2 protein-coding genes (1 of these 2 only partly in view) are annotated in these 24,480 nt (G+C 56.0%); both read right to left on the bottom strand.

Features of this window, described 5'->3' with window-relative positions:
• Nucleotides 1-14,874 (bottom strand): non-ribosomal peptide synthetase, encoded by a 14,874-nt coding sequence (locus PSI15_RS03210; protein WP_273582271.1) that lies wholly within the window; start codon nucleotides 14,872-14,874, stop codon nucleotides 1-3.
• Nucleotides 14,871-24,480 carry the 3' end of a non-ribosomal peptide synthase/polyketide synthase gene (locus PSI15_RS03205; RefSeq protein ID WP_273582270.1) on the bottom strand. Its footprint extends 15,578 nt past the window's final position, so only the last 9,610 of its 25,188 coding nucleotides appear in the window; its start codon lies beyond the right edge, outside the window; it ends in the stop codon at nucleotides 14,871-14,873. The genes PSI15_RS03210 and PSI15_RS03205 overlap by 4 nt, the downstream gene beginning before the upstream one ends.

The following is a 24,480-nucleotide window of genomic DNA, read 5'->3' as shown; positions in this document are numbered from 1 at the left end:
TTACTTTGGATTACGCAGGCAATCTAATTCTTGCCATAATTGGGCTATCCACTGCCCGACCTGTGGGGCGGACAACATGGTCATATGATTGCCGGGCACCCGCCTCGTATTGAGTTCAGCTACGTGAAGCGCCCACCGGGTTTCGTGCGCTCTCCTTTCAGCCAAAGCGCCTTTCTCGGCATTGATCAGATGAACCCGCCCCGCATAACGGGTACGGGGGATATAGCACGTGTTCAGATTAGCCTGCATCACGCGGACAATGCCTTGCAACAGTGATATCGGCGTTTTTGCCGGAAAGAGACCGGCTTTCACCAAGGCATTATGCAGATGCTGAATCTGTTCATCCGGCGTCAAGTCATCGAGATCAGATCGGGTCAGCGCAAGCGGTTTTTCTAATATCAGGTTATAAATCTCGATCAACTCCATCAGTGTCTCAGTGCGGTTGGTGGATTTGAAATCCCCCGCTTGCTGGTCAGGCCCATCCGTATCAATCAGGATGAGAGTAGCAACCTGTTCCCCCTCAGCCTGCAATTGCAACGCCAGCTCAAAGGCGATCCAACCACCGAAAGAGTGACCGAGCAGGTGATAAGGGCCATGAGGCTGGATGTGCCGGATATGTTGGATATAGGTACGGGCAGCCCCTTCCACGCTGGAGTAAGGGAAGTTGTGCTCAGCCGTAAACCCGCGTGCCTGCAAAGCATATATCGGGAGTTGTTGGGGGAACGAGAGCGCCAGTTCAAGCAAACTGGACGGGCTGGCACCCGCACCCGGCAGGCAAAATAGCGGTGCCAGCGATGGCGATCCCTGTTGAATGATAACGCACGGGTCGAAAGCAGGGACTGCCTGTAAGTTTTCGCTGATGGAATCTGCGATCTGGTTTAGCAAAGGCGGGTGCATGATGGATAAATGCGTGCCACCAATAGGATGAAGCACTGAATCATGACCAACGATGTCATGCCAACCGCGCCAAACATCGCCATTGACTAACTCATCTGCGGTATAGAGATGGATCGCCAAGGATGATTTTTTTGCCACATAGGCCTGATCAAGCTGCGTCATTATCCCAGTGGTATAGAGACGGAGGAGAATATCTTCGCGTGTGATATCGGCCGGCAACCATTGGTGTTTAATGGAGTAATCAACAAGGTGCTCTAACGTACTGAGTTGGTGTAGCTCGTTTAACATCTGTTCATCGTCAATACTCTTTTCAATACGCAGTGAATCAATGATTAACTTAACTTGTGTTGTTTCTTGATCGACAGATTGGCGGGGGGTTATTGACGATCCATGATTGTCGTTATCGGTATGATGATAGGAATCGATCATGCCGATAAACGCTACCGTCTCACCATCGGCCGTTAATTGTTGCGCGATTTCATAGGCAATCATCCCGCCTATTGACCAGCCGGCCAGACGATAAGGCCCGTGTGGCTGGACGCGGCGGATCGCCTGAATATGACAGGCCGCCAGCGCTTCAATTGACGCCGGAGGATGCGCCAGCGTGTGGATGCCAAGCGCCTGCAATGCGTAGACGGGCAGCTCAGGTGGCAGTAAAGCCGCCAGTGGCGAGTAAACCAATGGGTCACCGGAAATTTCATGGACTAAAAATAAAGGGCGCAAAGCGCCTGCCGGACTTAACGGTACCGGATTTGCATCAAATGGGGATGCTGGCATGGCAACATATTCTTTTATCGCCAAGGCGAGATCACTCAAGGTCGGATGGGCGAACAAAGTGGTCAGTGCGACCTCCATCCCTTGTTCACGCATACGGTTCAACAACTGTACCGCGAGCAGGGAGTGGCCGCCAAGCTCAAAGAAGTGATCATTACGGCCGACTTTTTCCACTCCCAACAAGTCTTGCCAGATCCGGGTCAGGGCAGTCTCCACGTCCCCTTCCGGGGCTTCATAGCGGCGGGTGACCACCGCCGATCCATCAGGCGCCGGCAACGCCTGCCGGTTCAGTTTACCGTTGGGGGTCAGCGGGAAAGCATCCAGCATGACAAACGCACTGGGCAGCATATAATCAGCCAGAGACTGGGCAAGCTGTTGACGCAGTTCCACCGGCAGAAGTTCAACGTTCTCCTGTGGCCGCAGGTAAGCGACCAACTGCTTTTGCCCTGTTGCATCTTCACGCGCCAGCACAACCGCCTCGCGCACGCCGGAGCACTGCATCAGTTGGGCTTCGATTTCACCGAGTTCAATGCGGAAGCCGCGTAATTTAACCTGAAAATCATTGCGGCCGAGGTATTCAATCGTACCGTCGGGCAGCCAGCGACCAAGGTCACCGGTTTTATACATGCGGGCGTTCGGATCTGACGAGAAGGGATCGGCGAGGAAGCGTTCCGCCGTCAGTTCCGGCCGGTTGAGGTAACCACGGGCCACGCCGGCACCGGCGATATAAATTTCACCGGCCACACTGAGGGGCACGGGCTGGCCGCGGGCATCCAGAATGTAAATCTGAGTGTTGGGTAATGGACGGCCGAGCGGAATATTACCGGTGCTCTCCCAGGCGTGCTTGTCAGCCGGTATCGATGAGTTATCCAAGGTGGATGTGTTATCCAAAGTGAATGTTGTGGCGATAACCGTGGTTTCTGTCGGGCCATAGGAGTTAATCCAGCGGCAGGATTGCGTTGCCGGCATCGATTGCCAGTTCTGCCAATGGTGCAATTCCGCTTTCTCACCGCCGACAATAACCGTGTGCAGATATTTCCCGAAACCACAGCGTTCCGCCATCATCTCTTCTACCCATTGATGCCAGAAAGCGGTGGGCATATCCATGATGGTGATCTTCTGTGTATTTAACAGATCAACAAATGCCTTATCCGGCACACGGATATGCGCGGGGCGCAGAACCAACGTCGCACCGGATGCCAGCGTCGGAAAAATATCCGATACCGAGGTATCAAACGCGATGGTGGCAAATTGCAAAATGCAATCACCTAATTGAGGATGGCTGGTCTGGTGCTGGGCATGGATAAAATTCACCACATTGCGGTGTTCCAGCATCACGCCTTTGGGCTGCCCCGTCGAGCCGGAAGTATAGATAATATAGGCCAGATGGTGGGGATTAAGCCCGATCTGACGGGCATCAGGGTTATGGTCCGGCTGTTTTGCCACCTTATTTCGGTGGGATTCATCGTCCAGCAACCAGACGGGAATATCCAGAGTTGGCAAAACCCCCTGTAAGTGTTGCTGAGTCAGCAACAAGACCGGTTGACTATCTGACAATTGATAAGCCAAACGCTCAACGGGGTATTCAGGATCAAGGGGAACATAACCCGCACCCGCTTTCAGGATGCCATAGATGCCGATAATCATCACCAGACTGCGATCAGCACAGATAGCGATGCGATCATCGGGGCGCACACCGGACGCAATGAGTTGGTGTGCCAGTTGGTTGGCATGGCAGTTCAGTTCCGCGTAACTCAGTTCGCTCTCGCCAAAGATCAGCGCGGTGGCATCCGGTGTCCGTGCTGCTTGCTGTTCGAACAATTGGTGGATTAAGGCTTCTTGCGGATATTCAGCAGCGGTATCATTAAATGTTGCCAGTAATTGCGTGCGCTCTGCCAAGGGCAGAATATCGATAGTTTGGATGGGTTGCTCAGGATTATGTTGCAATGCGGCTACAATGCCTTTTAACGCCCGGTTGACATAAGCATTAATCCGCACCGGATTGACTTTCTGGCTGCATTGCGTCGTCAATCTGAATCCATTATCAAAATCATCCACATCCAGTGATAAGGGATAATTGCTGCGCTCCTCGCTTCCTAACACCTGAATGCCTTCCCAAGTCATTGAGGCGACTTGTTCATCTCCTTGCGGGCTATAGCGGAAATTCAGCAGACTGTTAAACAGTGGCAATGGTGCCTGAACCCCACTGCAACGCTGGGCAATTGCCAGTGGGATCTGTTCATGATCCAGCAATTCACTTAACAATTGGTAGGTTTCCTGTACCGCCTGTTTAACATTACGTCCCTGTAACTTAACGCGGACGGGCAGGGTATTGATAAACATTCCGAGCATTTGGGAAGCTCCCAGACCACTTTGTAGCCGACCCAATAAAACGGTGCCGAAGATCACATCATCACGGCCGCAGCATCGCGCCAACACTTGTGCCCAAGCCAAATGGAACAGAACCGCTGAACTGATGCCCTGCTGACGGGCACAATCGCGGATCTGTTGTGCCAGTTCATCATCCAGTATGAGGTTATCTTCTACGATTTCATCATATTCATCGCGGTCGTTCCCTTGTACATCACGTAATGCAAACGGCAAAGTAGGCTCTTCCACATCGCCCAGTAATTGCCGGAAATAGGTTTCGTGCTCAGCGGCAGGTACACGCAAGGTTTGAGCAACAAAGTTACGGTATTGCAGGGCAGTCGGCAGGGTTTCAGCCTTGCCCCGCAAGATTTGCGCCATTTCAGCAAAAATTAGCTCCAGTGTTATATGGTCACTGACCAGATGATGCAAACGTAAGGCCAGCAGCCATTGATTGTGTCGCGGATCGTGGGCAATATCGGCGGCAAACAACGGGGCCTGCCCCAGGTCGAGGCGGTGCCGGCGGGGATCGGTGGCCGCCCGCAATTGGGTTATAACATCTTCTTCTTCGGTGTCTGGGGCAGGGGTAAAGATATTAACGGGCAAGGTTGCCTGACGCCAGACTACCTGAACGGGGTGGGGCAGGCCCTGCCAATGGATGGACGTGCGTAAAATATCATGGCGGTCGATAACCTGTTGCAGGGCGGCCAAAAAGGCATTGAGCCGTTCACGGTGATCAAAGGTGAGCAGACAGCGCAGCAGATAATTGTCCCCTTCGGTTTGCAATAGGTGGTGGAAGAAAATCCCTTCCTGCAACGGGGCGAGCGGGTAGATATCCTGCACATTGCCGGTGCCACCGGGGATCGCCGCCGTCAGGGCATCAATCTCGGATTGGGAGAGTGATACCAGCGGCAACATACCGGGAGTAATCACCGTGCAATCGGCGGGAATAAGATTGGCGGGCGCTTCGAAAGCCGGTGACGTGTGTGGGTCTGTTAACAGGGTTTGCGCTAACTCCCGCAGGATCGGGGCATCGAATACGCTGCGCACTTCCAGCCGCCAGCCCAGCTTATGCAACTGTTCCATCAGGCTGACGATCAACAGCGAGTGCCCGCCAAGTTCAAAGAAGTGATCATTACGGCCGACTTTTTCCAGTCCCAGCAAATCTTGCCAGATCCGGGCCAGGGCGATTTCTACGTCTCCCACTGGGGCTTCATACTGACGGGTGATCACCGCCGAACCGTCAGGGGTCGGCAGCGCCTGCCGGTCGAGTTTACCGTTGGGGGTCAATGGGAAAGCATCCAGCATCACAAAGGCGCTGGGCAGCATATAGTCAGCCAGATATTGGGCAAGTTGCTGGCGCAGTTCGGCCGGCAGCAGTTCAACACCCTCCTGTGGACGCAAATAAGCGACCAACTGTTTTTGCCCTGTCGCGTCTTCACGGGCAATCACCACCGCTTCTTGCACGCCGTGGCACTGCATCAGTTGGGCCTCGATTTCACCCAGTTCAATACGGAAGCCGCGCAGCTTGACCTGAAAATCATTGCGGCCAAGGTATTCGATATTGCCGTCAGGCCGCCAGCGACCCAAATCACCGGTTTTATACATGCGGGCGTTCGGGTCTGACGAGAAGGGATCGATGAGGAAGCGTTCCGCCGTCAGTTCCGGCTGATTGAGGTAACCCCGCGCCACGCCGGCACCGGCGATATAAATTTCACCGGCCACACCGAGGGGCACGGGCTGGCCGTGGCTATCCAGGATATAAATCCGGGTATTGGCAATCGGGCGGCCGATACTGGGCTGCGGCAGGGATATATCTACCGGGCAGAAACTGGCATCCACCGTACATTCTGTTGGCCCGTAGACGTTGATAAAGCGGGTGGTTTCTATCTGTTGCAGTCTGGACCAGATCAGGGGCGGAATAGTGTCCCCCCCGATCAGTACCCGCTGGGGTTGATACCCGGCGGAGGTGCCTAAACCGGCGTCCAGTAACCATTGCAATTGAACCGGGGTGCAGTCAAACAGATCCACGGCATGGCGGGCAAAATAGCGCCAGAGCGCTAAACCATCGGTACGCAGAACTTCCGGGACAAGCACCAGCGTATGGCCGGCAAGCAACTGGAACCAACTGCTCACCGAGGCATCGAAGACAATACTGGCATTCATGGCCACGCGGCACGGTGGCGTGAGGGCGAGTACGGGGTTTAATCCCGCATAAAGATTGATGACATTCCGGTGCGTCACCATCACCCCTTTGGGTCGTCCGGTAGAACCGGAGGTGTAGATCACATAGGCCAAATGCTGTGACGTCAGCCCCAGCGCCTGAACATCAGGATTGTTTTCCCGTTTTTCATCAAAGAGAGGGGATGACGGATCATCAAGCACCACAGTAGGCAGATGGCTGCCCAGGTTTTCCAGCAGGCCCGTCTGGGTGAGTAACACAACCGGCGCGGCATCCGCCAGCATATAATCCAGCCGCTCGGCCGGATAAGCCGGATCGAGCGGCACATAGGCTCCGCCGGCCTTCAAAATCGCCAGCAAGCCCACCATCATCTCCAGACTGCGTTCGGCACAAATCGCCACCCGGTCATCCGGTTGGATACCGAGCGCAATCAGATGATGCGCCAATTGATTGGCACGACGATTCAGTTCGCCATAGCTGAGGGTTTGTTCCTCAAAGATCAACGCCGTGGCATCAGGTCGTTGTGCCGCTTGCGTTTCAAACAGTCGGTGGATCAGCGCATCTTGCGGGAAATCAGCCTGCGTGGCGTTAAAGTCCACCAGCAATTGCTGGTGTTCTGCGGCGGGAATAACCGGCACTTGCAGAATCGGTTGCTGCGGATGCTGGATCAGGGCCTCAATCAGGCCATGCAGGGCAGTGACAAGGTAACGGGTAATGCGGGCGGGATCGACCCCCGCTATGGTCTGGGCGGTGAGCTGGAAACCTGCGGCGCCCAGATCATCTACCGCCAGCGTGATGGGGAAGTTGGTGCGCTCTTCTGCTGTCAGAAGGCGTATCCCGTGCCAAATTTCATCATCCACGGCCTCCGCGTTTGTCTCATTGATATGACTGTGACGGTAGTTCAACAGGGTACTGAACAGGGGCAAGAGAGCCGCCACGCCGCTGCATCGTTGGGCCAGCACCAACGGTGCCTGCTCATGTTCCAGCAGCGTGGTCAGGTTTTGATAGGTGGCCTGTACTGCGGCTTGCACGCTCAGGCCGGCCAGCGTGATCCGTATCGGCAGGGTATTGATAAACATGCCCAATATCCTGTCAGCGCCAGAGACTCCCTGCAAACGCCCCAGTAAGACAGTGCCAAAGACGACATCGTCGTGACCACTGATTTTCGCCAGTACCTGCGCCCAGGTGACATGAAACAGTACACCGGAGCTGACGCCCAGACGGCGGGCTTGGGTGCGAATGGTGTTTGCCAGCGCGGGATCAAGCAACAGGGTTTCTTCGTTGATAACACCCTTGTTGCTGGTCATCTCAAGCAGCCCAAAGGGGGCGGTGGGTTCCTCAATATCAGCCAGTTGGCGACGGAAATAAGCTTCGTGTTCAGTGGCGGGCACACTTAACGTTTGGGCAACAAAGTTACGGTACGGCAGGGCTGCTGGTAGGGTTTCAGCCTTGCCCAGCAAGATTTGCGCCATCTCTGCGAAAATCAGCTCCATGGCCATATGGTCACTGACCAGATGGTGAAAACGCAAGACCAGCAGCCACTGATTGTGCTGCGGATCGTAGGCAATATCGGTGGCAAACAACGGAGCCAGCCGCAGATCAAGACGGTGCCGGCGGGGATCAGTGGCGGCACGCAGTTGGGCTATAACGTCTTCTTCGGTGTCTGGGGCGGGTGTAAAGACATTAACGGGCAACGTTGCCTGACGCCAGACCACCTGAACGGGCTGGGGCAGGCCCTGCCAATAAATGGAGGTGCGCAAAATATCATGGCGGTCGATAACCTGTTGCAGGGCGGCCAAAAAGGCATCGAGCCGTGCCCGGCTGTCAAAGGTGAACAGACTGCGCAGCAGATAATCGTCCCCCTGGGTTTGCAATAAATGGTGAAAGAAAATGCCTTCCTGCAACGGGGCGAGCGGGTAGATATCCTGCACATTGCCGACACCACCGGGGATCGCCGCCGTCAGGGTGTCGATCTCAGCTTGGGAGAGCGACACCAGCGGCAACATGTCGGGGGTGATTGCCGTGCAGCCGGCAGGGATAAGATGGGGGGGTACCTCGAAAGCCTTTAAAGCGCGTTGGTCTGCCGACAGGGTTTGTGCCAGCGCCCGCAGGGTCGGGGCATCGAACACGCTACGCACCTCCAGCCGCCAGCCCAGCTTGTTCAGTCGCTCCATCAGGCTGACGATCATCAGGGAGTGCCCGCCAAGCTCAAAAAAATGGTCATGGCGGCTGACGTGTTCCACTCCCAGCAAGTCTTGCCAGATTTGGGCTAAGGCGATTTCCACGTCTCCCACCGGGGCTTCATAGTGGCGGGTGACCACCGCCGAACCGTCAGGCGCCGGCAGCGCCTGACGGTCGAGTTTGCCGTTGGGGGTCAGCGGGAAAACCTCCAGCATAACAAAGGCACCGGGCAGCATGTAATCCGCGAGGTGCTGGGCAAGCTGCCGGCGAAGTTCTGCCGGCAGGAGTTCAACGCCCTCCTGAGGCCGCAGGTAAGCCACCAACTGTTTTTGCCCGGTCGTGTCTTCACGAACGAGAACGACCGCTTCGTGTACCCCGTGGCACTGCATCAGCCGGGCCTCGATTTCGCCCAGTTCAATGCGGAAACCGCGTAATTTCACCTGAAAATCATTGCGGCCGAGGTAGTCGATATTGCCATCGGGCTGCCAGCGGCCGAGGTCGCCGGTCTTGTACATCCGGGCTTGCGGGTCGGCAGAGAACGGATCACGGCGAAAACGTTCCGCTGTCAGTTCTGGGCGATTGAGATAACCACGGGCGACGCCGGCACCGCCAATATAAATTTCACCGGCCACGCCGAGGGGCACCGGCTGGCCGTGTTTATCCAGAATATAGATCTGGGTATTGGCGATCGGGCGGCCAATGGGGATTTCTTGGCGGCCGTCTTTATCTTCCATTTCAGGGATGAGATAGGCGGTGGCGAAGGTGGTGGTTTCCGTTGGCCCATACACATGTAACAAAGATTGCGGAGGAGATTCGGCGCGCAGATGAATAGCGGGACGGGTGTCAGTCTGCTCCCCCCCGAACAGGACATAACGCAATCCCGCCAGTGAAGGCCCAATCAAATGGGCATAGTGGTTGAAGAGGGCGGAGGTGAGGAACAGGGCACTCACACCTTGTGCTGACAGGCAGTGACCAAAAGTGGCGGGTTGCAGCAAGGTTTTCTCTGGGATTAACAGAATACGGGTGCCATGAACCAAGCCGGACCACACTTCCCAGGTGGCGGCGTCAAAGGAGATATTGGCGCAATGGGCAAGACAGTCATCCGGGCCGATATCGGCAAAGCCATTATTGATCAGCAAACGCAGGACATTGCGGTGTTCGACCATCACCCCTTTCGGTTGGCCGGTGGAACCGGAGGTGTAGATCACATAGGCCAGATGACGGCTAGTCAGCCCCAAGGCTTGCGCATCAGGATTATCCGCCGGTTGTGCCGCTAACAGCGGGTCTTGGTCATCAAGAAGATGATCCAGTAACACCGTTGGCAGGGTGCCGGGCAGTGTGTCGCGGTGGGCGGCTTGAGTCAGCAAGGCCACCGGCGTGGCATCTTCAAGCATATACGCCAGCCGTTCGGCGGGATAGGTTGGATCAAGCGGCAGATAAGCCCCGCCGGCTTTCAGGATAGCGAGCAAACCGACGACCAGTTCCGGACTGCGTTCGGCACAAATCGCCACCCGATCATCCGGGCGGACACCGAGCGCAATCAGGTGATGCGCCAATTGATTGGCCCGGCGATTCAGCTCGCCATAACTGAGGGTTTGTTCCTCAAAGACCAGCGCCGTGGCATCAGGACGTTGTGCCGCCTGCGTTTCAACTCGCTGGTGGATCAACGCATTCTGCGGGAAATCGGCCTGTGTGGCGTTAAAGTCCGTGAGGATTTGCCGGCGTTCTGCGGCAGGGAGTACCGACAGTGGCAGAATCGGTTGCTGCGGATGCTGGCTCAGTGCCTCAATCAGGCCATGCAGGGCGGTGACAAGGTAACGGATAATGCGGGCGGGATCGGCGCCCGTTACGGTTTGGGCGGTCAGCCGAAAATCCACGCCCATATCATCCACCGACAGGGTGATGGGGAAGGAGGTGCGCTCTTCTGCCGTTAGGAGGCGCATCCCGCGCCAAATTTCATCCTCCTCGGCATCTGCCTCACTGACATGGCTGTGACGGTAGTTCAGCAGGGCAGTGAACAGAGGCAGGGCGGTGGGCACGCCGCTGCACTGTTGGGCCAGTGCCAGCGGTGCCTGCTCGTGTTCCAGCAGGGCAGTCAGATTTTGATAGGTGGCCTGTACCACGGCCTGCACGCTCAAATCAGCCAGCGCAATCCGTACCGGCAGGGTATTGATAAACATGCCCAATATTCTGTCGGCACCCGTGACTCCTTGCAGGCGCCCCAGTAAGACCGAACCAAAGATCACATCATCACGGCCACTGGTTTGTGCCAGAACCTGCGCCCAGGCGACATGGAACAGCACGCTGGGGCTGACCCCCGACCGGCGCGCCTGAACGCGAACGGCGTTTGCCAGCGCAGGCTCAAGCAACTGATTTTTTTCGCTGACAGTATCGTCGTGGCGAGGAACCTCAAGCAACCCAAAGGGAGCGGTGGGTTCCTCAATATCGGCCAGTTGGCGACGGAAATAGGCTTCATGTGCAGTGGCGGGCACACTTAACGTTTGGGCAACAAAGTTACGGTACGGCAGGGCGGCCGGCAGGGTTTCGGCATGGCCCTGCAATACCTGAGCCATTTCAGCGAAAATCAGCTCCAGTGTCAGATGGTCACTGACCAGATGGTGAAAACGCAAGGCCAGCAGCCAGTCATTGCGCAGCGGATCGTGGGCGATATCGGCGGCAAACAACGGCGCCTGCCGCAGGTCGAGGTGGTGCCGGCGGGGATCGGTGGTGGCACGCAGTTGGGCTAAAACGTCTTCTTCGGTGTCTGGGACGGGTGTAAGAACCTTGACGGGCAAGGTTGCCTGACGCCAGACCACCTGAACGGGCTGGGACAAGCCCTGCCAATGGACAGACGTGCGCAAAATATCATGGCGGTCGATAATGTGTTGCAGGGCGGCCAAAAAGGCATTGAGCCGTTCACGGCAGTCAAAGGCGAGCAGACTGCGCAGCAGATAATCATCCCCCTGGGTTTGCAATAGATGGTGGAAGAAAATCCCTTCCTGCAACGGGGCGAGTGGATAAATATCCTGCACATTGCCGGCGCCGCCGGGGATCGCCGCCGTCAGGGTATCGATCTCGATTTGGGTAAGTGGCACCAGCGGCAACATGTCGGGAGTGATTGCCGTGCAACCGGTGGGGATAAGGTTAGCAGGCACCTCGAAAATCTGGGGCGCATTCTGGGCGGTTGACAGAGTTTGCGCCAGCGCTTGCAGAACCGGGGCATCGAATACGCTGCGCACCTCCAGTCGCCAGCCCAGCTTGTGCAGTCGCTCCATCAGGCTGACGATCAACAGTGAGTGCCCGCCGAGTTCGAAGAAGTGGTCATGGCGACCGACGTGTTCCAGCCCCAGTAAATCTTGCCAGATCTGAGCTAAGGCGATTTCCACATCCCCCACCGGGGCTTCATAGTGGCGGGTGACCACTGCCGAAGCGTCAGGGGCCGGCAGTGCCTGCCGGTTGAGCTTGCCGTTGGGGGTCAGCGGGAAAGTGTCCAGCATCACAAAGGCACCGGGCAGCATATAGTCCGCAAGGTGCTGGGCAAGCTGCCGGCGCAGTTCTGCGGGCAGGAGTTCAACGCCCTCCTGTGGCCGCAGGTAAGCTACCAACTGTTTTTGTCCTGACGCATCTTCGCGCGCCAGCACTACCGCTTCGTGTACCCCGTGGCACTGCATCAGCCGGGCTTCTATTTCGCCCAGTTCAATACGGAAGCCGCGTAATTTCACCTGAAAATCATTGCGGCCGAGGTAGTCGATATTACCGTCGGGCCGCCAGCGGCCGAGGTCGCCGGTTTTGTACATCCGCGCAGCGGGATCAGCAGAGAATGGATCACGGTGAAAACGTTCCGCTGTCAGTTCTGGGCGATTGAGATAACCACGGGCGACGCCGGCTCCGCCAATATAAATTTCACCGGTCACACCGAGGGGCACCGGCTGGCCGTGTTTATCCAGAATATAGACTTGAGTATTGGCGATCGGGCGGCCAATGGGGATTTCTGGGCGGCCATCTTTATCTTCTGCCTCAGGGATGAGATAGGCGGTGGCGAAGGTGGTGGTTTCCGTTGGCCCATACACATGCAGCAAAGATTGCGGAGGAGATTCGGCGCGCAGATGAATCGCGGGACGGGTGTCAGTCTGCTCCCCCCCGAACAGGACATAACGCAATCCCGCCAATGAAGGCCCAATCAAATGGGCATAGTGGTTAAAGAGGGCGGAGGTGAGGAACAGGGCACTCACGCCTTGCGCTGACAAACTGCGACCAAATTCGGCGGCTTGCAGCAACGCTTTTTCGGGGATTAACAGAATACGGGCGCCATGAACCAAGCCGGACCACACTTCCCAGGTGGCAGCGTCAAAGGAGATATTGGCGCAGTGGGCAAGACAGTCATCCGGGCCGATATCGGCAAAGCCATTATTGATCAGCAAACGCAGGACATTGCGGTGTTCGACCATCACGCCTTTTGGTTGGCCAGTGGAACCGGAGGTGTAGATCACATAAGCCAGATGACGGCTAGTCAGCCCCAAGCTCTGTGCATCAGGATTATCCGCCGGTTGTGTCGCCAGTTGTGCCGCTAATAGCGGGTCTTGGTCATCAAGAAGATGATCCAGTAACACCGTTGGCAGGGTGCCGGACAGTGTGTCGCGGTGGGCGGCCTGAGTCAGCAAGGCCACCGGCGTGGCATCTTCAAGCATATACGCCAGCCGTTCGGCGGGATAGGTTGGATCAAGCGGCAGATAAGCCCCGCCGGCTTTCAGGATAGCGAGCAAACCGACGACCAGTTCCGGACTGCGTTCGGCACAAATCGCCACCCGATCATCCGGGCGGACACCGAGCGCAATCAGGTGATGCGCCAATTGATTGGCCCGGCGATTCAGCTCGCCATAACTGAGGGTTTGTTCCTCAAAGACCAGCGCCGTGGCATCAGGACGTTGTGCCGCCTGCGTTTCAACTCGCTGGTGGATCAACGCATTTTGCGGGAAATCGGCCTGTGTGGCGTTAAAGTCCGTGAGGATTTGCCGGCGTTCTGCCGCCGATAACAGGGGCAGACGGGCAACGGGTTGTGTTGCATCGTCTACCATCGCGGCCAGTACTTGGTGCAAATAGCCCATCATCCGTTCAATGGTTGCGGCGTCAAACAGATCAAGTGCATACTCCAATTCCCCCAATAAACCCGCTTCGGTTTCGGTCAGCGATAATGTCATATCGAAGTGGGCACTGTGACGTATCAGTTCAATCGGGGCGAGTTGCAGATCCGGTAACGTGAACGTCTTGGCAGGGATGTTATTGAGTGCCAGCATCACCTGAAAGATCGGGCTGTGGCTTAAACTACGCTCAGGCTGGAGCGTTTCCACCACTTGCTCAAAGGGATAATCTTGATGGGCATAAGCCGCCAGCGCCCGTTCACGGACTTGGTCCAACAGGTCTGCAATGCTGAGGTTATCACTCAGGGTGACGCGCAAGGCCAGAGTATTGACGAAAAATCCCATCAACCTTTCCAGTTCTTTGTGTGGACGATTGGCGACAGGGGTGCCAATAACCACCTCCTCCTGACCACTCAGCCGGGCGAGGACAATACTCCAGGCGGTCAGTATAACCATAAACAGCGTCGTGTTATGGCGTTGTCCAATCGATTTAAGTGATGCCAGTAAGTCAGTATCGAACTGAACAGATAATTGGTTCCCTGCATAAGTTTGTACCGCCGGACGAGGTCGATCCGTGGGGAGTGTCAGCAGGGCTGGGGCACCTTCGAGTTGGGCATGCCAGAAATCGCGCTGTTGAGTAAGCTTCTCTTCCTGTAACCAGTTACGTTGCCAGACAGTATAGTCAGCGTACTGAATGGGAAGTGGCGGGAGCAGCGCATCCGTGTTATCCAATTCGGCGCGATAGAGTGCCTCCAATTCGTGCACCAATACGCCAATAGACCAGCCATCAGAAATGATGTGATGCTGAGTGATCAGCAGGATATGCTCTTCATCTCCCAGTTGCAGCAATTGGCCGCGGATCAGCGGCCCCTGAGTCAAATCGAAAGGCGTCTGAGCCTCAAGCTCAGTCACTGCCGCAATGCGGGTAGCGTGCTGTTCTGTCTCCAGCGAGCGCAGATCTTGATAAGAGAGGGCAAAGCCGATATCGGCAGGATCAATGTATTGGCAAGGTTGTCCCTCAATCAGTATAAAACGGGTACGCAGATTTTCGTGACGCTCGGTCAGGCGATTGAGCGTGTTATTCAGGGCATCACGGTCAAGGTGACCGGTCAGGCGTAGCCCTGCCTGCATGTGGTAGGCCAGACCCGCAGCCGGATCAAGTTGGTTAAGGAACCACAAACGTTGTTGAGCGAAAGATAATGGCAGAGGTATATCACGGGCGGCCGGTTTGATGGGCGGCCGCTTCTGATACTTTTGTGCCTGTAATTGCGCTTTAATTTTCTTTTTTAAAGCAGCTCGTTTCAGATTATCGGGATTGATGTCAGACCTTGTCATTGATTACTTCCTCTGCGGGTATTTTCTTCGCCTAAAATCGTCATTAATTCTTCTGTGGACATTGAATCCAGCGTGTTTTGGAGTGATTCAAACTCGTTTTTCCCTATCGCCTCCATTTGCGCTGCAAAGATAATCTCCGCCTGTTGCGTCAATTGAGGGGAGAGAAACAGCGAAGAGATGGGAATATCGACCCAGAATTCGTCTTGAATGCGCGTTGATAACTGCATAAGCATCAGTGAATGCCCCCCAAGTTCAAAAAAGTGGTCACGGCGACCCACTTGCTCTAATCCCAGCACCTCCTGCCAGATTTGGGCCAGAACCATTTCTTCCTCACTGTTTGGCGCCTCATAGTGATGGATTGCCACCGCCGATGCGTCAGGGGCAGGCAGTGCCCGGCGGTCGAGTTTGCCATTGGGTGTCAGCGGGAAGGCATCCAGTACCATAAAGGCGCTGGGCAGCATATAGTCGGCAAGGTGTTGGGTGAGTTGCTGACGTAGCTTCGCCGGGATCAGTTCACAACCCTCCCGCGGCAACAGGTAGGCCACCAGCCGTTTTTGATCTGGCTCATCTTCACGCGCCAGCACCACTGCCTCACGCACGCCATCGCACTGCATCAGTCTTGCCTCAATTTCCCCCAGTTCAATGCGGAAGCCACGCAGCTTGACCTGAAAATCATTGCGGCCGAGATAGTCGATATTACCGTCGGGCCGCCAGCGGCCGAGGTCGCCGGTTTTGTACATGCGGGCTTGCGGGTCGGCAGAAAACGGATCACAGCGAAAACGCTCCGCTGTCAGTTCAGGGCGATTGAGATAACCACGGGCGACGCCGGCACCGCCAATATGGATTTCACCAGCCACACCGAGGGGTACGGGCTGACCGTGGCTGTCCAGAATGTAAATTTGAGTGTTGGCAATCGGGCGGCCAATGGGAATCGAACGGTCAGGATCAACCGGGGTATCAATGGCATAAGTTACCGCAAAGGTGGTGGTTTCCGTCGGGCCATAGCCGTTAATCAGGTGGGCGGGTCGGGATTCAGCCAACTGTACCTGCTGTATTTTCCTTGGGTCGAGGACATCACCGCCGACCAGCAAGTAACGCAATTGCCCAAATAGGGGACTGAGCGCATTCAGGTATTCGTTAAATAACCCCACCGTTAGCCAAAGGGCCGTGACGTGCCCCTTGAGCAGCGTCTGGCAGAACTGTACCGGGTCAAGCAACACCGATGGGGAAACCACATGCAGGCGTGCGCCATTGAGCAGGGCAGCCCAGACTTCCCACGTTGAGGCGTCAAAAGCCGGATTGGCACAATGAGCAATACAGTCATTCGGACTGATATCAGCAAAACCACTGTTAACGATCAGACGCAGGACATTGCGGTGCTCAACCATCACGCCTTTCGGTTGGCCGGTGGAACCGGAGGTGTAGATCACATAAGCCAGATGACGGCTAGTCAGCCCCAAACTCTGAGCATCAGGATTGTCAGTCGGTTGTGCCGCTAACAGCGGGTCTTGGTCATCAAGAAGATGATCCAGTAACACCGTTGGCAGGGTGCCGGGCAGTGTGTCGCGGTGGGCGGCCTGAGTCAGCAAGGCCACCGGCGTGGCATCTTCAAGCATATACGCCAGTCGTTCGGCGGGGTAGGTAGGATCGAGCGGCAGATAAGCCCCGCCGGCTTTCAGGATAGCGAGTAAACCGATGATCAGTTCCGGACTGCGTTCGGCACAAATCGCCACCCGATCATCCGGGCGGACACCGAGTGCAATCAGGTGATGCGCCAATTGATTGGCCCGGCGATTCAGTTCGCCATAACTGAGGATTTGTTCCTCAAAGACCAGCGCCGTGGCGTCAGGACGTTGTGCGGCCTGCGCTTCAACTCGTTGGTGGATCAGCGCGTCTTGCGGGAAATCGGCCTGCGTGGCGTTGAACTCCACCAGCAATTGTTGCCGCTCTGCCGCCGGCAGGATCGGCAGATCCAGAATCAGTTGTTGCGGATTGTGCACTAACGCATCAATCAAACCCCTTATCGCTGTCAGAAGATAATGGGTGACACGAGCCGGATCAATATTGGCCACCGTATGGGCGGTCAGATTAAAACCCTCGCCCAAATCGTCCACCGATAGCGTAATGGGATAGTTGGTGCGTTCCTGCGCGGTGATAACACGCATACCCGACCAGACGGTATTTGCGTCCTCATTATTGGCTTGAGAATGACGGTAATTGAGCAAGGTACTAAACAGTGGCAGGGATTGCGCCACACCACTATCTATACCACTACAGCCTTGCGCCAGTGCCAACGGTGTCTGTTCATGTTCCAGCAGTGTCATTAAGTCATGATAGGTGGCTTGTACTATGGCCTGCACACTGTGACCCGCCAGAGAAACGCGCATTGGCAGGGTATTGATAAACATGCCCAGTATCTGATCGGCACCCGCCCCGCCTTGCAGGCGGCCCAGCAGTACGGAACCAAAGACGACATCATCACGACCGCAGGTCTTGGCCAATACCTGTGCCCACGCGACATGAAACAGGACACTGGGGCTGACTTTCAGGTGTCGGGCTTGGGCGCGAATGGCCTGCGCCAACTCAGGCGCAACAGAAAGATGGTCTGCGGCAATGGCGTTATCATCGTTTGCTGATGGGTTATCGGGGATGGAGAGAACCCCAAACGGCGCGGTAGGTTCGTCAATATCAGCGAGTCGGGTGCGGAAATAGTCCTCGTGCTCTGTCGCTGATACGTTCAGGGTCTGGGCAATAAAGTTGCGATAAGGCAGTGCGGTGGGCAGTGTTGCTTGACCCTGTAATATCAAAGCCATTTCCGCAAAAATCAGCTCCAGTGTCATATGGTCACTGACCAGATGATGGAAACGCAGCGCCAACAGCCATTCATTCTGTACCGGATCGTGGGCAATATCTGCCGCAAACAGGGGTGCTCGTGTCAAGTCAAGGCGATGCCGGTGCGGATCGGTATGCGCTTGCAGTTGGGCAGGCACATTGTCCGTTATGGTTGGGGTGAAAACATGAATATTCAACAGAGCCTGACGCCAAACCACCTGAACCGGTTGTTCCAATCCTTGCCAGTAAACCGACGTGCGCAAGATATCATGGCGGTTAATCACCCGCTGCAAGGCATCCAAAAAGTTATCGAGACGCTCACGGGTAGCGAAAGCCAGCAGGCTCTGTAACAGATAGGTATCCCCTTGTGCCTGCATCAGATAATGAAACAGGATGCCTGCCTGCAACGGTGCCAGCGGGTAGATATCCTGTATATTGCTTGCTCCACCGGGAAGGGTCGCGATGATGGCATCAATCTCGGTTTGGGACAGCGAAACCAGCGGCAACATAGCGGGTGTGATGGCCGTGCAATCCTCAGGAATAAGATTGGGCGGCACCACAAAGGTACTGTTATCACGCTGAAGCGTCTGTGCCATATCGGCAAGGACAGGAGCGGCGAAGACACTGCGAACGTCGAGCTTCCAACCGGTACTGCGCAACGCCTCGATCAAGCTGACGATCATCAACGAATGCCCGCCCAGCTCAAAGAAATGGTCATAGCGACTGACGTGTTCCAGCCCCAGCAAGTTTTGCCAAATCTGAGCCAGCGCAATTTCTGTTTCACCCACCGGGGATTCATAGCCACGTACCACCATCGCAGACGAATCAGGCGCAGGCAGGGCCTGACGGTCCAGTTTGCCATTCGGCGTCAGCGGGAAGGTGTCCAGCACCATAAAGGCACCGGGCAGCATATACTCGGCCAGATGCCGGGCGAGTTGCTGGCGCAGTTCCGCCGGCACCAATTCAATCCCTGCCTGTGGCCGCAGGTAGGCCACCAGCCGTTTCTGATTGGGTTCGTCTTCGCGTGCCAGCACGACCGCCTCACGCACACCGTCGCACTGCATCAGTCTTGCCTCAATTTCTCCCAGTTCAATGCGGAAACCACGCAGTTTGACCTGAAAATCATTGCGGCCGAGATATTCGATATTGCCGTCGGGCAACCAGCGGCCAAGATCGCCGGTTTTGTACATGCGGGCATTGGACTCGGCAGAGAACGGATCGGCAAGGAAACGTTCCGCCGTCAGTTCAGGCCGGTTCAAATAACCGCGGGCAACGCCGGCACCGGCAATATAAATCTCCCCGGTGACACCCAACGGGACGGGTTGGCCGTGGCTATCCAGAAGATAGAGGCGGGTATTGGCAATCGGGCGGCCAATCGGAGGCGCTTTTTCGTCCTGACTGTCACAGGGATAGAGGGTGGCGCAGACGGTGATTTCCGTCGGGCCATAGGCATTGAGCATCTGCCGCCCCTGCGCCCAGCGTTTGGCTAAGGTTGGTGGGCACGCTTCCCCGCCCACCAGCAAGGTGTGTAAGCTATCGGGCAGCGAATCCATGGTCGCAAGTGCGCTCGGTGACAAGAGCACATGGCTAATGGCATGGGTGGCCAGATAGCCGGCCAATATCTCACCGGGCAGCAGGTCAGCGCGTTTGGCGAGATAGAGGCGGGCACCGGCCACCAAAGCCATGCAGCATTCCCAGATACAGGCATCGAAACTATTTGAGGCGAATTGTAAGACGCGGCTGTCAGGGATGAGTACCAGCGTATCTTGCTGGGTGGTAATCAAATTACACAAGCTGCGATGTTCAATCATTACCCCTTTGGGCTGGCCAGTGGAGCCGGAGGTGTAGATCACATAGGCCAGATGGCGGGCAGTCAGCCCCAAGGCTTGGGCATCAGGATTGTCAGCCGGCTGTGCGGCGAGTTGTGCCGCTAACAGCGGATCCTGGTCATCAGGGAGATGATCCAGTAACACCGTCGGCAGGGTGCCGGGCAATTTGTCGCGTTGGGTGGCCTGAGTCAGCAAGGCCACGGGCGTGGCGTCTTCAAGCATATAAACCAAGCGCTCGGCCGGATAGTGAGGATCAAGTGGCACATAAGCCCCGCCGGCTTTCAGGATAGCAAGTAAGCCGACGATCAGTTCCAGACTGCGTTCAGCACAAATGGCAACCCGATCATCCGGGCGGACACCGAGGGCAATCAGGTGATGCGCCAGTTTATTGGCCCGACGGTTCAGTTCGCCATAGCTGAGAGTTTTATCCTCAAATACCAATGCAGTAGCATCAGGACGTTGTGCAGCCTGTGTTTCAAACAGCGAGTGGATCAGCGCATCTTGTGGGAAACCTGCTTGAGTCGCATTAAAATCGACCAGCAATTGTTGTCGTTCCGATGCCGGCAGCATCGGCAGCGTGGCAATCCGTTGCGTTTCATCCGCCACCATCGCCGTCAGGGTATGGGTGAAATAAACGACCATGCGTTCAACCGTTGCGATGTCGAACAAATCGGTGGCATATTCCAGCTCGCCCGCTAAGCCGTTCTCGGCTTCACTTAAAGACAAGGTTAAATCAAAATGAGCACCACGATGAGTCGTCTCCATCGCCGTGAGTTGTAAACCCGGTAATGTCAATGCTTGGGTTGGAGTGTTATTCAACGCCAGCATCACCTGAAAGATCGGGCTGTAGCTGAGGCTGCGTTCCGGCTGGAGGGCTTCCACCACCTGTTCGAAGGGCAGATCCTGATGGGCATAAGCCGCCAGCGCCTGTTTCCGCACCTGTGTAAGGAGATCTGCCACACTGAGGTCATCATTGAATGTCACGCGCAGGGCGAGAGTATTGACAAAGAAACCGATCAGCCCTTCCAGTTCATGGTGCTGGCGGCCGGCAACCGGCGTGCCAATCACAATCTCATCCTGACCGCTCAACCGGGCGAGGACACTACTCCAGGCGGTCAGCACAAGCATAAATAAGGTGCTGTTATGGCGCTGTCCCAGTTGTTTCAGTGATGCCAGTAATGGGGCATCAAGATGGAAAGAAATTTGGTTGCCGGCATAAGTCTGCACCGCGGGGCGTGGCCGATCGGTGGGCAGTTCCAGTAAGGCTGGCGCACCTTCAAGTTGAGCACGCCAGAAGTCACGCTGCTCGGTAAGGGTAGTCTCCTTTAACTGCTCATGTTGCCAGACCGCATAATCCGCATACTGAATAGGCAGGGGCGGCAAGGAATTATCATCCCCAACAAGGGCGGCGCGATAAAACTCACCCAATTCGCGTACCAGTACCCCAATAGACCAACCGTCGGTAATAATGTGATGCAGGGTAATCAGCAGGATATGCTCTTCATCTGCCAGTTGCAGCAATTGACCGCGAATCAGTGGCCCTTGGGCAAAGTCGAAAGGGGTCTGGGCTTCAAGATCAGCCAGTTCGGTAACACGATGGTGGCGCAGGCCAGCGTCGATATGGCGCAAATCCTGGTAAGACAGGGCAAAACCGATATCAGCCGGATCAATATGCTGGCAGGGTTGGCCGTCAAGGAGCACAAAACGGGTGCGCAGGCTTTCATGGCGGGCAATCAGGCGGTCAAGTGACCTCGTCAGCGCATGGCGGTCAAGCTGACCAGTGAGACGCAGTATCGCAGGCAAATGATAGGCCAGAGACGCAGCCGGATCGATTTGGCTGAGAAACCATAACCGCTGTTGGGCAAAAGAGAGCGGCAGAGGCTGATCTCTGTCTGCGGGTGTGATCAATAACGGTGGTTGCTGAGCTCCGCGAGCCTGCAATTGTTCTGCCACTCTTTTCTCCAGCACAGCGCGTTGATCGCTTTGGAGTGACTCAATCTCGTTTTCCCCTACCGCACCCATTTGAGCTGAAAAAATGATGGCGGCTTGTTCCACCAATTTGGGCGAACTAAACAATTCGGTTAGGGAAATATTGACCAAGAATCGGCTTCTTATACGTGTTATCAGTCTGACGGCCATTAATGAGTGCCCACCCAGTTCAAAGAAATGGTCGTGGCGGCTGATACGCTCCAGTTCTAATAACTCTTGCCAGATCTGAGCCAAATTCGTTTCTATTTTTCCCTGTGGCGGCTCATAGTCACGGGTCACCACGGCAGACGAATCCGGGGCAGGGAACGCCCGGCGGTCGAGTTTGCCGTTAGGGGTCAGCGGGAAAGTGTCCAACACCACAAAAGCACTGGGGAGCATATAGTCGGAAAGGTGTTGGGTGAGTTGCTGACGTAGCTCCGCCGGAATCAGTTCACAACCCTCCCGCGGCAACAGGTAGGCCACCAGCCGTTTTTGATCTGGCTCATCTTCGCGCGCCAGCACAACCGCCTCGCGCACGCCGGGGCACTGCATCAGCCGGGCTTCTATTTCGCCCAGTTCAATACGGAAACCACGCAGCTTGACCTGAAAATCATTGCGGCCGAGGTAGTCGATATTACCGTCGGGTCGCCAGCGGCCGAGGTCACCGGTCTTGTACATGCGGGCATCGGGTTCGGCTGAGAACGGATCGGCAAGGAAACGCTCCGTCGTCAGTTCAGGCCGGTTCAGGTAACCACGGGCAACACCCGCCCCGCCGATATGGATTTCACCGGTCACACCGAGGGGCACAGGCTGGCCTTGCGTATCCAGAATATAAATCCGGGTATTGGACATCGGACGGCCGATGCCGGGCTGTGACAGGGATAAATCCACCGGGCAGAAACTGGCATCAACCGTACATTCTGTGGGTCCGTACACGTTGATAAAGTGGGTGGTTTTTATCTGTTGCAATGTGAACCAGATCTGGGGAGGAATGCTGTCCCCCCCGATCAGTACCTGCCGGGGTTGATACCCGGTGGTAGTTCCCAAACCGGCGTCCAGTAGCCATTGCAATTGAACTGGGGTGCAGTCAAACAGATCCACGCCATGGCGGGCAAAATAGTGCCAGAGCGCTAAACCATCGGTACGCAGGGTTTCAGGGACGAGCACCAGAGTGTGGCCGGCAAGCAACTGGAACCAGCTACTCACCGAGGCATCGAAGACAATACTGGCATTCATAGCCACGCGGCAGGGTTGTTTAAGGGCAAGTATGCTGTTCAATCCGGTATAAAGATTGATGACATTCCGGTGCGCTACCATCACCCCTTTCGGCCGTCCGGTGGAGCCGGAGGTGTAGATCACATAGGCCAGATGTTGTGATGTCAGCCCCAGCGCCTGAGCATCGGGATTATTTTCCCGTTTTTCATCAAAGAGAGAGGATGACGGGGCATCAAGCACCACCGTCGGTAAGTGACTGTTCAGCGTGTCCACCAAGGCCGCCTGGGTGAGTAACACCTGCGGGGCCGCATCTTCAAGCATATACGCCAGCCGTTCGGACGGATAGGCCGGGTCGAGCGGCACATAGGCACCGCCGGCCTTTAGAATACCCAGCAAACCCACCACCATTTCCAGACTGCGTTCGGCACAAATCGCTACCCGATCATCCGGCCGTACTCCCAGTGCAATCAGATGGTGCGCCAGACGATTGGCACGGCGGTTTAGTTCGCCATAACTGAGCGTTTGCGCCTCAAAAACCAACGCTGTGGCATCAGGGCGTTGTGCCGCCTGTGCTTCGAACAGTTGATGGATCAGTGCATCCTGCGGGAAATCGGCTTGAGTGTCGTTGAAATCGATCAGCAATTGCTGACGTTCTGCCAGCGATAATAAGGGCAGGCGGGCAACGGGTTGGGTGGCATCGTCTACCATCGCAGCCAATACGTGTTGCAGATAGCCGGCTATCCGTGCAATCGTGGCAGCATCAAACAGGTCAACCGCATATTCTAGTGCCCCGAACAGGCCGGCATCGGTTTCCGTCAGGGACAGGGTTAAATCGAAGTGGGCACTCTGGTGTGCCTGCTCAATCGGGGTAAATTGCAGGCCCGGTAACGTCAGCTCCGTGGCCGGTGTATTGTTGAGGGCCAGCATAACCTGAAAGATCGGGCTGTGGCTTAAGCTGCGTTCCGGCTGGAGGGCTTCCACCACCTGTTCAAAGGGCAGATCCTGATGGGCGTAAGCGGCCAGTGCCCGTTCACGAACTTGGTTGAGCAATCCGGCCACCGTGGTGCGGTCATCCAAGGTAACGCGCAAGGCCAGCGTATTGACAAAGAAGCCCATCAATCCTTCCAGCTCATGGTGCTGGCGGCCGGCAATCGGCGTGCCGATAACCACCTCCTCCTGACCACTCAGCCGGGTGAGGACAATACTCCAGGCACTCAACAGGGTCATAAACAGAGTGGTGTGATGGCGCTGCCCTAGCGCCTTAAGTGCAGCCACTAATTCTGCATCAAAATGAAGCGGGATTTGGCTGCCGGCATAGCGCTGTATCGCCGGGCGGGGGCGGTCGGTGGGCAAAGTCAGCAGGGCGGGGGCACCTTTAAGCTGGTCACGCCAGAAATCCCGCTGTGCCGTGAGCCGCTGATCGTTTAACTGTTCATGTTGCCAGACCGCATAATCCGCATACTGAATAGGCAGGGGCGGTAAGGGATGATGATCACCCTCAAGCGCCGCAGAGTAGAAAGTTCCCAATTCGCGTACCAGTACCCCAAGCGACCAGCCGTCGGTAATAATATGGTGCAGGGTGAGCAATAACACATGCTCCTCCCCGGCTAATTGCAGCAGTTGACCACGGATCAGCGGGCCTTGGGCGAAATCGAAGAGAGTCTGCGCCTCACGTTCGGCCAATTCGGTCACGCGCTCGTCCTGCAAGGCCGGATCAAGCTGCCGCAGGTCATGGTAAGTCAGGGGGAAACCGGTGTCAGCG

It is taken from the genome of Xenorhabdus sp. PR6a (assembly GCF_028599065.1).
Classification (GTDB): domain Bacteria; phylum Pseudomonadota; class Gammaproteobacteria; order Enterobacterales; family Enterobacteriaceae; genus Xenorhabdus; species Xenorhabdus doucetiae.
The sequence above is the reverse complement of the archived record's forward strand: the minus strand, read 5'-3'. Positions and strand labels throughout refer to the sequence as shown.

What these genes read in the sequence shown, in the direction of transcription:
- PSI15_RS03210 (WP_273582271.1), bottom strand. Translation starts at nt 14,874, where the DNA reads ATGACAAGGTCTGACATCAATCCCGATAATCTGAAACGAGCTGCTTTA.